The sequence below is a fragment of the Proteus vulgaris genome (assembly GCF_023100685.1).
Lineage (GTDB): Bacteria > Pseudomonadota > Gammaproteobacteria > Enterobacterales > Enterobacteriaceae > Proteus.
Genome location: NZ_CP090064.1, coordinates 4224394 through 4239170 on the forward strand (window position 1 = coordinate 4224394; position 14777 = coordinate 4239170).

The window sequence follows — 14777 nt, forward strand, 5'->3', positions numbered from 1 at the left end:
AAACCTCATTGATAGGGGTTTGTTTTAAGGAAGTATCAAAAATTATGAGCAGACTCTCTTATTATGCGGCTGCATTTAATTTATTGGGAATTTGTTATTTATTCCCACCTGATGATGACACCAATAAAACTGCACTCAACTTTTTTAAAACTGGGGATTTTGCAGCGCAGTGGCCTTGTAAAATTGAAAGCCGTCTGTGTGAACGTTTAATGAATTCTGCTTCTATCGATACAGAACAATTAAAAACTCAATGGCAAAATCTTTTTGTTGGCCCTAATGCTTTACCAGCCCCTCCTTGGGGGTCGGTCTATTTAGATCCTGAAGGTTTATTACAAGGGGATTCTACCCTTGCATTGAGTGAGTTTTTAAAACGGGAACGTTTAAAAGTAAATACGCCTTTTCCAGAGCCTGTTGATCATATCGGTTTGATGTTATTTCAAGCGGCGGTATTGGCATCAGAAAAAAGAGAAGACGCGGTTAATGAATTACTTTCCCTTCATTTGACTACATGGCTACCTCACTATTTAAATAAATTAAAAATGAGTGGGTATAGCCAATTTTATAGCACGTTAACAGAACTGGTAACCATCACGGTGAACGCATTCAGAAAATAAAAATTTATTAACAACTTATCATCCTAACATAATTATTTAAGGTAATTTGGACCACGCACCCAGATTACCTTTTTTCGTTTAGGTCATTCCTTTTTAAAATTATTATGATTTTAGCCCTAAGCGTTTTGTCAAACGACGTAAGTTAGCCGGATCAAGCGATAATTCTCGTGCCGTTGCCGCCCAATTTTGGTTATTACGTAATAATGCTTGTTTAATTAAATCCCGCTGAAATTCATCCGTTGCTTCTTTTAAATTCTTTTCTTCAGAAGGTAATGTTTGAGAGGCAGAGTGAACTGGATTTTCAGCCCCTAAAGCAAAATGGCTAATTTGTAAAATAAGGCTATCGGTTTTATTTCCAGCTCTTGCTAAGACAATTGCTCGGTGAATGGTATGTTCTAATTCACGCACATTACCCGGCCAAGAATAATGCAATAAATAAAGGCGCAATTCAGGACTAATAATCACTTGCGTAAGATTAAAACGCTGACGATATTGCTCGCAAAAATAACCCACTAATAGCAAAATATCTTCGTCTCTCTCTCGTAATGGCGGAACATGCAAAGGAAAAATACTTAAACGATGGAAAAGATCGGCACGGAAATTGCCCGCTAATACTTCCTCCCATAAATCACGATTCGTTGCCGCTAATACACGTACATTAACGCGCAAATTACGATCGTCACCAATACGTTGAATATCGCCATATTGTAAAACACGCAGTAATTTTGCTTGGAGTGATAATGATAACTCCCCAATTTCATCAAGGAATAACGTTCCATTATCCGCCATTTCAAATTTACCACTACGATGGCTAATTGCGCCGGTAAAAGCCCCTTTCACATGCCCAAATAATTCACTTTCTGCCACACTCTCAGGAAGTGCTGCACAATTTAAATAGACTAACGGATTATCTGCACGATTAGACATTTCATGAATAGCTTTGACCACCAGCTCTTTACCCGTTCCCGTTTCACCACTCACCAAAATATTCATATCTGCGGGTGCAACAATTTCTATTTCTTTTTTCAGTTGCATCATCGAAGGCGATAAACCAATAATTTCTGTTTTTACTGTGGGCTTAAACGTATTGGTTGGCGTAAATAACATATTTTGATTTTCGAGTTGCTCAATCAATAATGCATTATTTAATGCACCAGAAGTTAATGCTGCAATTAAACGTAATTCTTCATCACTAAAAGTATCGAACTGATGAGGGTCCATTCCATCAAGTGTTAACGTACCAATTAAATCTTGCCCAGCAAATAATGGTAATCCCACACAAGCATGAACTTTTAAATGCTCTCTATCTGGAATAAGGCCATCATAAGGATCGGGTAAATCACTGTCCGCGGGAAAACGCACCACATCCCCTGCTCGCGCTATAGTTTCAAGACGAGGATGCCCTTCTAGTAAAAAACGACGCCCTAATACATCAGGCACAAGGCCATCTATGGCTAATGGGATAAACTGATGAGGCTCATAACGAAGCAATGCCGCGGCATCGCAATTTAGCACTTGCCGAAGTGTGGTCACCAGTCGCTGAAATCTATCTTGGTGACCAACATCTTTTTGTAATTCAATGGCAATTTTAGCCAACACATCAACAGAAAAACCCATAAAAACACCTCATAGTCATTATGACCGCTATTATGGTCATTTTGACATGATAAAGATAGTCATATTGACAATATATAAATAGCCATGAAAATAAAAACTGTTTTAAAACAATAAGATAAAAACTGGCATGCTTCTTGATTATATCAATACATATCCCGATGAAAAGATTAATGAGAAGGAACAACACAAAATGGCTATTCATGTTAAAAATAATGTTAATTGGGTTGGACAACGTGACTGGGAAGTTCGTGATTTTCATGGCACTGAATACAAAACATTATTAGGTAGTAGCTATAACAGCTACCTAATACGTGAAGAAAAAAATGTGCTTATTGATACCGTTGACCATAAATTCAGTCGTGAATTTGTACAAAATTTACGAACACAAATTAATCTGGAAGAGATTGATTACATTATTATTAATCATGCAGAAGAGGATCACGCGGGTGCACTCACTGAGTTGATGTCTTTTATTCCTAATACCCCGATTTATTGCACAGCAAACGCCATTGATTCAATCAATGGGCATCATCATCACCCTGAATGGAATTTTAATATCGTTAAAACAGGCGATAGCCTAGATATTGGTAATGGCAAGCAACTAATTTTTGTTGAAACGCCAATGCTACATTGGCCTGACAGTATGATGACCTATTTGACTGGTGATGCGATTTTATTTAGTAATGATGCCTTTGGTCAGCACTATTGTGATGAACGGTTGTTTAACGATGAAGTTGATCAAAACGAATTATTTGAACAATGCCAACGTTATTACGCTAATATTTTGACGCCATTTAGCCGCCTTGTAACACCGAAAATTAATGAAATCTTAGGCTTTAATTTACCTGTCGATATGATTGCCACCTCTCACGGTGTGGTATGGCGTGATAATCCAACACAAATTGTTGAATTATATCTAAAATGGGCGGCAGACTATCAAGAAGATCGTATCACTATTTTCTATGACACCATGTCTAACAATACCCGTATGATGGCAGATGCCATTGCACAAGGTATCAATGAAATTGATCCTAACGTGTTTGTAAAAAGCTATAACGTCGCCAAAAGTGATAAAAATGACATTATCACCAGTGCGTTTCGTTCTAAGGGCGTGCTTGTTGGTTCATCAACGATGAATAATGTGATGATGCCAAAAATTGCCGCCATGCTTGAAGAGATGACTGGCTTACGTTTTCGTAATAAAAAAGCGGCTGCTTTCGGGAGTTATGGTTGGAATGGTGGTGCCGTTGACCGTATTCAAACCCGCTTAATGGATGCTGGATTTGAAACCGCACTAGCGCTAAAAACCAAATGGCGCCCAGATATGCAAGCACAAGAAATTTGTCGTGAATATGGCCGTGAACTTGCACGCCAATGGGCTTTAGCGCCACTTCCTGCGACTCAATCTTGTTGCACTGCCTCATCACAACCTGAAATTACCACAAGTGTTGAAGCTATCGATTTAGGTCCACGTATGCAATGCAGTGTGTGCCAATGGATTTACGATCCGGCAGTAGGTGAACCAATGCAAAACGTTCAACCTAATACACCATGGAGTGAAGTTCCTGATAGCTTCTTATGCCCTGAATGCTCATTAGGAAAGGATGTCTTTGATGCGCTTGCAAAGGAGGCAAAATGAGTACAGATCTTCTCAATAATGGGATTGTTATTATTGGTGCGGGCTTCGCTGCGCGCCAATTAGTTAAAAATATTCGCAAATTTAATGCAGATATTCCCATTACCCTCATTGCCTCAGATAGCATTGATGAATATAACAAGCCGGATTTAAGCCATGTTATTAGTCAGGCTCAAAATGCGGATGATCTAACCAAACAAACAGCCCAAGAGTTTGCACAACAATATCAACTAGCCATTTATCCTTATACGCAAGTTGTTGATATTAATACGGATGAAAAACGTATTCAGAGCACTCAAGGTGAGCAATGGTATTACGATAAATTGGTATTAGCGACTGGCGCTAAAACTTATTGCCCTGCTATTTCGGGCCATGAGTTAATGTTTACGCTTAATAGCCAACAAGAGTATCGAACTTATGAAGCACAAATTCACCAAGCTAAGCGCGTATTAATTTTAGGCGCGGGTTTAATTGGCACTGAATTAGCGATGGACTTTAGTCGGGCAGGTAAAGAGGTGATCCTTGCAGATATTTCAGGACAATTATTATCTTCTTTGATCCCCTCCGATCTCAGTGGCCGTTTGCAATCAAGCCTTACTGAAATAGGTGTACGCTTAATGCTGAAATCACCATTACAGTCATTAACACAAACCGATAACGGTATTTTAGCGACATTTAATCAACATCATCAATTAACGGTTGATTGCGTTATTGCCGCTACAGGACTCATACCCAATATGGAATTAGCTCACCTTGCGGGTTTACATACCGATCGTGGAATTATGGTAAATGAATATCTGCAAAGCAGTAATAATGATATTTATGCCTTAGGGGATTGTGCACAAATCAACGGTAACTTATTACCCTTTTTACAGCCAATACAATTAAGTGCGATGCATTTAGCCAAATCACTCGTAGGTGAAAATAATACTCCACTGAATTTACCACCAATGATTATTCGGGTGAAAACACCGTTAATGCCTCTACATCTTGCCGGTGAAACTGCTCGTAATGACTTAACGTGGAATATTAATACAACACAATCGGGCGTTATCGCCAAAGGCTTTGATGAGAATGATGTATTACGTGCCTTTGTGGTAACGGAAGAACAAGTAAAAGAAGCTTTTGCATTATTAAGAGCACTATCCGCTTAATTTAAACAGTGATATCGCTAAACAAAGCCAGCAACGCTGCGACTTGAATAGACGCAAATAGATACTCTAAATGTTGCATTATTAAGAGCGCTGCCTACTTAATTTTAATAGTGATATCCCTAAACAAAGCCAACAACGCTACAACTTAAATAGATACAAACAGATACTCTACAACTTGAATAGGTACAAACAGATACTCTAAATAATTCGAGGTGTAGCTAGGCGACAAGTAAATGAGTCGCTAGGAGCATACATAAGTATGTGACTAGTGCGAATGAACGCAGTCAACAACGCTACAACTTGAAGTATGACGAGTATAAACAGGTGAAACTATGAACTTACGAGATCAACCACTAGGCCAACTGGCCCTATCCATTTCCGGCGCCAGTGCCATATTCCGCCAATATAATCTCGACTTCTGCTGTGGAGGAAAAAGAACATTAAGCAAATCTGCAGAGAAAGCAGGACTCAACATTGATGAAATTGAAAGTAAATTAATTGCCCTTTCAGAACAACCATTAGAAAAAGATTGGCGACAAGCGCCATTAAGTGAAATTATTGATTTTATTATTGTTCGCTACCACGACAAACACAGAGCACAATTACCGGAACTTATTCTACAAGCAGAAAAAGTAGAGCGGGTTCATGAAGCAAAACCGACTGTCCCTAAAGGATTAGCTCGCCAATTAACACTATTATTAGATGAGCTGACAAGCCATATGATGAAAGAGGAACGCATTCTCTTTCCTATGATAAAAAATGGATTGGGAAGCCAAGCTGGGGCTCCTATTAGTGTTATGGAACATGAACATGATGATGCGGGTGAAATTGTTGAAGTAATTAAATTTATTACCAAAAACGTCACACCACCACCTGAAGCCTGCACCACATGGAGAGTACTTTATAATGGTATTAATGAGTTTATTGACGATTTAATGAATCATATTAGCTTAGAAAACAACTTATTATTTCCAAGAGCATTAGCGGGCGAGTAATAATGTACACACAGGGGATTTCATCATCCCCTGCTATTTTTATAACAATCAGTAAATCTTACCGCTCACCTTGAGTATCTATTAACAAACGCTGATTTATATATTCGATAGTCTCGTCTATCGTCATAATATTATTAACGACATTAGTAATACCTTGCCCGATAATAATTTCAGCTTGTCGTAAATTAAATAACTTACCATTAGGCACCGAAGATTCTCGTATTCCCTTATTAATTTCTTGATAAGCCAACGTCATCCATGGGTAACGATGGCTAATTTCTTGATTATGGCTGAAATTTTTATGATTACTGTTTCCACCTAATAAAATAAGGTGATCCATAACCATTGGGGAATAAAGCCAACGATAAAATTGCTCTGCATATTGTGATTTTTGGCTATAACGTGAAACCCCTAATACACCACCGCCTAATTGTGGAATACCACCGGGTACAGGTGCAAAACCTGTTTTAGGTAAAATATTGCTATGTGCGACATCGTTAAATAAATTCATATAAGCGATCAGCATAGCAAGATGCCCTTGCTCAAATTGTCTAACCGACTCACTCCACCACTTATTATGAATATTCTCCGTGATCGACAACTGTTTTAAATATTCTTCTAATATTTCACCTGCTAAAGGCATTTCTAATCTAGGAATGTTATGACTTCCTATTAAACATCCACCTTTGGCGTAATAACGTAATAGATACTCTGTTGCGATCAGCCCCGCGCTACCCAATGTTGTTGATGCCCCCATAGGGCAATTTAATTGCCCTTCTTCATGTTGCTCAGTAAAAAACTGCGTCACATTATCGTATTCTTCAAATGTTGTCGGTACAGTTAATTCATTACCTGTTTTTTCGTAATACATTCTTTTTAGAATAGGATCTTCAAACAAGTCTTTGCGATAAAATAGGAGTTGAGCACTGGCATCAAAAGGCATGGCATAAGCAACATTATTCACTACACTAAATTTCTGCTGAGTAGGTAGTGAAAAATTATTTAATAAGTCTGTTAATCCATTACCGATTTTATCTAATGGCTGTAATATTCTTTCTGCAAACCAAGGAAAACAGGCCATATCGATACGCAATAAATCATAATATGGGTGTAAATGTAACTGACTTAATATTTGATACACTTCATCGTAAGGGTGAATTGCTAAATTAACTTTAATCCCTGTTTGACGATAAAAATGGGGTAACAGCTTTTTTAATGCACTGGTTGAAGGGCTAGGTAAAATCAGTAAATTAAGACTGATATCCGCTTTATCTTCACTGATAACCGCCGGAGTTAAAGTATAAAGATGGTCACTTTGATTACGTACACAAATCACATTCTTTTCAGTTATTTCACTTTCATCCTCTTCTTGCATTAATGCATCCATGACTTCTAATCCAAGTTGAGCGTAATTCATTGGAAAGTAATACAACCCTTTTAATACAGGCGGAATATTGTCGCTCAATGCAAAAATAGGCGGGCAATCATTATGACTACCGAAATAACTGGCTTGTGTTAAATAGCGAGCCTTTTCGATATCTTGGGCAATAAATATGTCTGGGATTTGCTCCATAGAAAAGAAATCAAACGCAATTTTATAGCTCTCTTCATCTGATGCACAAAGCACCACATTTTTTTTATTGGGCCCATACTCTAAAAGTCGATTTTGTAATTCATTGGCGAAGTTTTGATTATTTAAATAATCGCTACTCCCCATAAAGATGCCCACTAATTTACCTGTGGTTTTTGCAATCTGTTGGCAAATAGCTTCTGCTGCTTGAGCAAAATCGAGCGTGAAAAATCGTTGAGTATTAAGTGGCTGGCGATAAATAAATGCAACTTGAGAAGGCGGTAATTTTAACGTGTCAAAATAAATATTTGCATCTTTGAGACAACTTACAGTGATCACTTGTTTATAGCTACCCGCTGCAATTTTCTGTAATGCCTCTAATTCTGTGGTTTCCAGATCATCTGTTAAAAAAAGATCGTAAGTGACCTCAGGAAAATGAGCAATAGACTGTCTTAAGGAGTTAAATAAAACCGCATATTTTTCAGAAACTAATTGAGGTAAAAGTATGGCAATTTTATGGCTTTTATTGGTTCTTAACAGTTGAGCCTGCGTATTTAATTGATAGCCCATTTGTTTGGCGGCTTGATACACAGCTTCAATTTTCTCAACACTCACATTTCCACGTTTATTCAGTACGTTAGAAACTGTCCCATGAGAAACACCTGCTAGTTTTGCAATATCTTTAATCGTTGCCATCGGCCTTTTTCCATCTCAATTTCCGCTTTCACTAGCATACCTGAATTATTTATCGCGACTACTGATAATTGATTTGAACGTTCCATTTTAAAATAGCTTATAAAACAATCTAATACCTTTTATCACAAATAAATGATTATCAATATCAATAAAAACATATGATCATATTAATCAATTAGATAGAAAATTTAATTTGAATGAGATCACTGATCTGATCTTCATTTATTGGCAAATGACTATCATCATTTTATCATTGGAACGTTCAAATTAATCTATGATTTATAGATAGACAACACCAGATAATTAATAAAATCATAATAAAACAATAGGATAAGGGGATTTCTTATGAAACTTCATTTTTTAGGGACGGCAGCCTCCGAAGGTATACCCAATCCCTTTTGCCGCTGTGAACACTGTCTGAAAGCAAGAGAACTTGGTGGGAAAGATATCAGAACTCACTCTTCTGCTATTGTCGATGACATTATGTTAATCGACGTATCACCTACATTTAGCTACCAGCTAATGCGTGATGGAATGGATGCTACCAATTTTGAAAGTCTTCTATTCACTCACACTCATCCTGATCATTTCAATGTTGGCGATCTGTTTAGCCGAATGGAAGGTTATGGTTTTGAAATTAACCATCCCCTTCATATTTTTGGTAATGATCGCGCAATTAATGGCTGTATCGAAGTTTTACCTGGTTACAGCAAAGAGCGTTTTGCTTTTCACTGCTTAATTCCTTTTGTTACCGTCGAAAGAAACGGTTATAAAATTACGCCATTACTCGCTAATCATGCGAAATGGGAACTTTGCTATGTTTATCATATTGAGAAAGATGGCAAGGTTATTTTCTATGGTCATGATTCTGGTTGGTTCCCTGAATTAACGTGGAAATGGCTAGAGAACAAACCACTAGATATCGTTGTTTTTGAATGTACTTATGGACTCAATGGTAAAGATCGTACCGACAATCATATGAGCCTAGAAACTGTATTTGCAGCAAAAGAAAAACTGCAACAACAAGGTTGTTTACATCAAAATACACAAATTGCCGTTTCGCATATTTCACATAGTGGTAAATTGCTTCACCACGAATTAGAAGCTGTTTGTGCTCCTCACAATATCCGTGTTGCCTACGACGGATTAACGTTAGAAACAAATTAAGAGGAGAATAATGATGGATATGAAAATAACCTCTCGCTTACTGATTATGATGTTTGTGCAATATTTCATGCAAGGTGCGTGGAATATGACCATGGGACTGGTATTAAGTAGCTATGGTATGGCAAGCATTATTGGTAATGCCTACGCTTTATTAGGCGTCGCAACAATTATCTCCCCATTATTTATAGGTATGGTGGCTGACCGTTTCTTTGCTTCGCAAAAAGTCATGGGCATCCTTCATTTAATTAATGCGGCAGTCATTATTTGTGTTCCTCAATTTATTGAAGCACAAAACAGTGGCATGACATTATTCTTAATTTTCATTATTGGATTATTGTTTTATCCAACAACTGCGCTTTCAAATAGTATTAGTTTCTCTCATATTAATGGTGTGAAATATTTCCCTATTATTCGTGTATTCGGTACGTTTGGTTTTATGGCTATCGGATTTATATTAGGTGAAATGGGCTTCTCTGGTAGTACGATGACTTGGTATATCGCTTCTGCTGTGGGTGTTTTACTTGGTTTCTACTGTTTTACCTTACCTAATACGCCACCTAAAGCGAAAGGTAAACCATTCTCTGCTCGTGATATTTTATGTTTAGATGCGCTTTCATTATTTAAAGATCGATATTTCGCTATCTTAATGTTTAGTATTTTTATTTTAATGATCCCAAAAACAGCTTATTCCGCTTATATTCCTGTTTTTATTAAAGCGTTAGGTTTTAATAACGCGGCGTCTATTATGCAAATAGGTATAGCCTGTGAAGTTCTGTTTATGTTCGTATTGTCATTCTTCTTAATGAAGTTTGGCTTCAAAATTACATTACTTTTAGGTGCTGTTAGCTGGATCATTCGCTCAATATTCTTCTCTTATGCCGCGGTAAATACAGAGTTTTATTTTATCGTTATCGGATTAATGTTGCAGGGATTATGTTGGGACTTCTTCTTTACTGCTGGTGATATCTATGTTGACCGCAAAGCCAAACCGGAAATTCGTGCTCAAGCACAAGGCTTACGCTTTATTGTCTCTAATGGTTTCGGCCTATTATTTGCTTCCACTATTTGTGGTCAAATCTTTAATTCAACCGTAACAGAAACAGGTGATGCTGCATTACCACAGTGGTCAACATTCTGGATATATCCAGCAATCGTCGCTGCCGTTGTAACCATATTCTTTATCTTCTTCTTTAAAGATGATGTAACGAAAAAGAAAAATAATGAAGATAAAAAAGCCCAGGAAGGCATTGCAGCACCATAGTCTGAAAGTAAAGGAATAAGCCAACGTTAGGAGCAAACCATGGACGCATTAATTCAGTTTGTTGACAGCATTGGCCCTTTATCACTATCAAGTATCGCTAAATTACTGGCCGCCTTTATTTTGGGCGGCTTTATTGGCTTAGAGCGTGAATCAAAGGGAAAACCTGTCGGTTTTAAAACTTGTGTCATTATTGCCGTTGCCAGTTGTTTATTAACTATTGTTTCTATTCAATCTGCTGAATATTACGCCAATATCTCCAATAACATTCGTAGTGATCCAATGAGATTAGCGGCACAAATTATCAGTGGTGTCGGCTTTCTTGGTGCTGGTGTTATATTGCATCGACGTGATGATGCAATTTCAGGACTAACAACCGCTGCTATCGTATGGGCTTCTGCCGGTGTTGGTATTGCTTGTGGATCAGGTTTTTATTGGCATGCCATGATTGTGACTGTTCTCTTTTTTATGGCTATTCAACTTAGCCCACAAGTGGTGCTATTTCAGATGAAAAACCAACGCTTAGGTAAGATTAAAGTGCGCATGTTATTTACTCATGAAAGCGGTGTTCCTCTTTTAATTGAGTATTTAAAAAGCCATAAAGATGTGATTGAAAACCTGACTATTCGCGATATTAAAAAAGAGCGCGTTGAAGTGAACTTGAAACTGTTAGTTCGGCAAAAAATTACCTTACCCGAATTTTATTGCTCATTAAAACAGCTTGAACATGTTCATTCTGTTTCTTTGGATCATTAACTATTAATTACTTATTAAAAAATAATAAATAATACCTCAAAAGTGAGTATTTTGCTTTTGAGGTTTCAATAGATTTAAAAGTTCAAGTAAGCTAAATTTTAATGATTACTCATCTATCAAATCATCCCTAAATTTAGGTTTTTGTTTAATGTCATCACAGTTTTCAATTTGTATTTTTAGCCCTAATTTCCATTGCTCAAAAGCATAAGTATCAGCAAGATCAATTTTAAATTTAGTATCACTTACTTTTGTCACTTTAACTGAATCTACACCTAACTCATTTAACATATCCAATGTTAGCAATTGTCTGGCTTCTAAACCAAAGACATCATGTAATATCCATTTTCCTAAAATAGATTGAGGATTCGTTTGTAATCCTTTTCCATTATCTTGTGTCACAATAGCTGTGATTATTCGATCATCTGGTAATTGCAACTCAAATCCTTTAGCTGCATTTCTTTCTTCTTTATCTAAAGCATTAAAACCAAAAAAATGGGGGAAAATATGATGGATCCATATAGGAATAGGAATATAAGCCTCAAAATCTGGGCGAGGTTTATTTGAGCCTTTAATTTTTGGTGCTGCATTCCATGCATTAAAACCTGATTTTTCTTCTACTTTCATTGAAGAGTCTGAATAAATAGGTAGATAAATAGTTTTTTTCGGATCTTCTATTTTTTCTTTTAGAGGAGCTAATTTATTTACCGATGAATTAGTTACATGTATATATGACAATAAATCAAAGGGATCTTTATATTGAGTAATAGGAATTTTAGTTACAATCGATTCTTTAGAAGCATCGAATTCTTGCAATAGAACACTTTTACTAACATAAAATTTATATTTTTTATTTTTATCCTTAAAATTAAAAATACCTTTACTTTCATTGACTGATATTATTTTAATTGAATTTAAATCAATTAAATCATAATTGCATTCAACAATATTCATCACATTACTATCTCTTGTAATATTATGATATATCGTATGTGTTGTGTTATAAGTACGTTGGTCAAGCTCAATTCGCTTGTTTCGAAGTAAAGCCACTTTTTTAACAACATCAAGCGCAGTCCCTTTATCAATTAAAGGCCTAATTTCTGTAGGTGCTACTTTATTAAACTCTGCAACTTTTTGAAAAGTTTTATCTCTTGAGTGAATCCATGTTTTTAAACCAACGCCAATTCGATTTTTTCCCATTTTAGCAATAGCATCAAATGCAGAATCTTTACGCGTTAGGTCTTCTACATCAAAAATCCGGGAAAAAAGTTGTTCATGATTTCGATAATATAGATAAGGTTTATCTGCACTACCTCCGGCTTCTGTGTCTTTAAAAAGACCCGATAACGCACCGAAAATCTCTAAAAACTTGATATATTCATCCCTTTTATCTTGAGGAAATGAAGACCATAAATCTATATTTTTTGCCATTTTTATCTAAGACCTTTTAGAAATTTACCATAAAAAACAAATCAATCTATCATATAAACAATACAATATATTAATACTATCTCACAAAAATAATTAATAAGTATTAAATCATAACATTAAAATAAATACGGATATTAATATAAAAACAATTAAATAAAAAACCTTGAATAACACAAGAAGAATACTAATATAAAAATCGAACTTAAAAATAATATATTAAGGAAGAAAAGATGAATTTTATTTATTTACCTCTTTATTCTGATTTCTATGATGCGGTAAAAGAAAAATCAGGACTTAATACATGGAATGCCGCTTCTAAAAATCCTCCAGACAATAATCCTAGACCCGAAAATGAAGTTTATATACCTATTCCTAAATGGGTTCATGAACATTTTCCTTATTTCTTTGGTTTTAATGCATTAGATCCTAATCAACAAGATGCATCTATCAATAATTTTTATCTACATTCTCCTATTGGAAGATGGAACGCAATTATCACTCAACAAAATAGTAAAGCTCTTCAAACAAATCCTCAATCTGACTTAGGTCATTGGCTTTTACGTGATATTCTCAGATTAGACTATGGCACAGTATTAACGATGGACATACTGAATGAAAGGCTCATTGATTCAGTAAAGATAACTAAAATAGATAATTTTAATTTTAGAATTGAAATCGCACCATTTAATGCATTTAGAAATTGGAAAAATACCTTATAGTAAATAAATTTACCCTAGAAAAACTCTAGGGTTTTCATAGTTAGTTTTTAATGTCTTTTCATTTTGTTACTTCTTTTTTAGGCAATTATCTAAATAATTCAATACTATTGCTCCAAACCATCAACAGTTGCTGCTTTTTACCAAAGAGTTCGATAGAATACTCTTTCGAGTTTAGCGAGTTGGGATGTTATTTATGAAGTGTGCGTCATTTTTTGCGGGTGTTGGTGGTATTGATATAGGCTTTGAAAAAGCAGGTTTTGATACAGTTTATGCTAATGAACTGGATAAATTTGCGGTTACGACCTTAAAAGAAAATTTTGACTTTATCATTGACCATCGAGACATCAGAGATGTAAAAACAAATGAGATCCCTGATTTTGATATCATGTTGGGTGGTTTTCCATGCCAAGCATTTTCAGTCGCAGGTTACCGCCAAGGATTTGATGATGAGAAAGGCAGAGGTAATTTATTCTTTGAATTAGAACGGATTTTTTCCGAAAAACAACCTCCTGTTATCTTCCTAGAAAACGTTAAAAATTTAGTTTCCCATGATAAAGGTAACACCTTTAAAGTGATTTTAGATTCACTTCATAAACACGGCTATCACGTTTCTCATCAAGTATTAAACGCCTCTGAGTATGGCAATATTCCACAAAACCGAGAGCGTATTTATATTGTGTGTTTCAAAGATGAGCAAGCCCATAAACGCTTTGTTTTTCCAGAAAAAACACCATTAACTAAACGTATCTCAGATTTATTAGAAGATGAAAGTACAATAGAACCACGTTATTTTTATACCGCTAAAACCCCTTTCTTTGACCAACTTGTTGAAGATGTGGTTGATGCCGAAACGCTCTACCAATGGCGTAGAAAATATGTAAGAGCCAATAAAAATAACCTTTGCCCTACATTAACAGCCAATATGGGGACAGGTGGCCATAACGTCCCCTTACTTAACGTTCAAAAGAAATCAAACACCATCAGAAAGCTCACACCAAGAGAGTGCTTTAACTTTCAAGGTTACCCTGCTGACTATAAATTACCCAAAGATATGAGTAATGCTAATTTATATAAACAAGCAGGGAATAGTGTTGTAGTACCTGTAATTGAACGCATTGCACAACAAATAAAACTAGCGCTTGGATAAAAGCTAATAATATTGAAATT

The 14777-nt window shown here is 36.0% G+C and carries 12 protein-coding genes; 9 read left to right on the top strand and 3 right to left on the bottom strand.

Annotated features, from left to right (window positions below; translation table 11 throughout):
- The first annotated feature begins 44 nt into the window (after positions 1–44).
- Positions 45–614, top strand: coding sequence for a Tat proofreading chaperone DmsD (gene dmsD / locus LW139_RS19885; RefSeq protein WP_109410213.1), 570 nt, complete (start codon positions 45–47; stop codon positions 612–614).
- 102 nt (positions 615–716) lie between these two features.
- Here dmsD and norR read toward each other — a convergent pair whose 3' ends face one another.
- Positions 717–2231, bottom strand: coding sequence for a nitric oxide reductase transcriptional regulator NorR (gene norR, locus LW139_RS19890; protein WP_166540483.1), 1515 nt, complete (start codon positions 2229–2231; stop codon positions 717–719).
- Positions 2232–2421: 190 nt separating this feature from the next.
- Between norR and norV the strand changes: the two genes are divergently transcribed.
- The 3 genes from norV to ytfE all read left to right on the top strand — a co-directional run bounded on the left by norV (position 2422) and on the right by ytfE (position 6016).
- On the top strand, positions 2422–3870 hold the full coding sequence (gene norV, locus LW139_RS19895; RefSeq protein ID WP_166540482.1) for an anaerobic nitric oxide reductase flavorubredoxin: 1449 nt from the start codon (positions 2422–2424) through the stop codon (positions 3868–3870).
- Positions 3867–5021, top strand: coding sequence for an NADH:flavorubredoxin reductase NorW (gene norW / locus LW139_RS19900; RefSeq protein ID WP_247850420.1), 1155 nt, complete (start codon positions 3867–3869; stop codon positions 5019–5021). The genes norV and norW overlap by 4 nt, the downstream gene beginning before the upstream one ends.
- A gap of 332 nt (positions 5022–5353) precedes the next feature.
- Positions 5354–6016 carry an iron-sulfur cluster repair protein YtfE gene (gene ytfE, locus LW139_RS19905; protein WP_099659227.1) on the top strand — a complete coding sequence of 221 codons (663 nt, stop codon included), beginning with the start codon at positions 5354–5356 and terminating at the stop codon, positions 6014–6016.
- Positions 6017–6074: 58 nt separating this feature from the next.
- Here the strand turns inward: ytfE and LW139_RS19910 are convergent, their stop codons facing one another.
- Complete coding sequence (locus LW139_RS19910; protein WP_166540480.1) at positions 6075–8282, bottom strand: extracellular solute-binding protein; 2208 nt, start codon at positions 8280–8282, stop codon at positions 6075–6077.
- A 345-nt stretch (positions 8283–8627) separates the two neighbouring features.
- Here LW139_RS19910 and LW139_RS19915 point away from each other — a divergent pair, with 345 nt between their 5' ends.
- Genes LW139_RS19915 through LW139_RS19925 form a run of 3 tightly spaced genes read left to right on the top strand, consistent with a single transcriptional unit; the run spans position 8628 to position 11463 of the window.
- The gene (locus LW139_RS19915; RefSeq protein WP_109409988.1) at positions 8628–9449 is read left to right on the top strand and encodes an MBL fold metallo-hydrolase; all 822 of its coding nucleotides are present in this window, start codon (positions 8628–8630) and stop codon (positions 9447–9449) included.
- Between the two features lie 13 nt (positions 9450–9462).
- Complete coding sequence (locus LW139_RS19920) at positions 9463–10710, top strand: MFS transporter (RefSeq protein ID WP_247850421.1); 1248 nt, start codon at positions 9463–9465, stop codon at positions 10708–10710.
- A 39-nt stretch (positions 10711–10749) separates the two neighbouring features.
- Positions 10750–11463 (top strand): MgtC/SapB family protein, encoded by a 714-nt coding sequence (locus LW139_RS19925; protein WP_247850422.1) that lies wholly within the window; start codon positions 10750–10752, stop codon positions 11461–11463.
- Positions 11464–11568: 105 nt separating this feature from the next.
- Here the strand turns inward: LW139_RS19925 and LW139_RS19930 are convergent, their stop codons facing one another.
- Positions 11569–12891 carry a hypothetical protein gene (locus LW139_RS19930; RefSeq protein WP_247850423.1) on the bottom strand — a complete coding sequence of 441 codons (1323 nt, stop codon included), beginning with the start codon at positions 12889–12891 and terminating at the stop codon, positions 11569–11571.
- 230 nt (positions 12892–13121) lie between these two features.
- Here LW139_RS19930 and LW139_RS19935 point away from each other — a divergent pair, with 230 nt between their 5' ends.
- Both LW139_RS19935 and LW139_RS19940 read left to right on the top strand, forming a co-directional pair.
- Complete coding sequence (locus LW139_RS19935) at positions 13122–13610, top strand: hypothetical protein (protein ID WP_247850424.1); 489 nt, start codon at positions 13122–13124, stop codon at positions 13608–13610.
- Between the two features lie 193 nt (positions 13611–13803).
- Positions 13804–14757, top strand: a complete 954-nt coding sequence (locus LW139_RS19940; RefSeq protein ID WP_247850425.1) for a DNA cytosine methyltransferase — start codon at positions 13804–13806, stop codon at positions 14755–14757.
- The last annotated feature ends 20 nt before the right edge of the window (positions 14758–14777 follow it).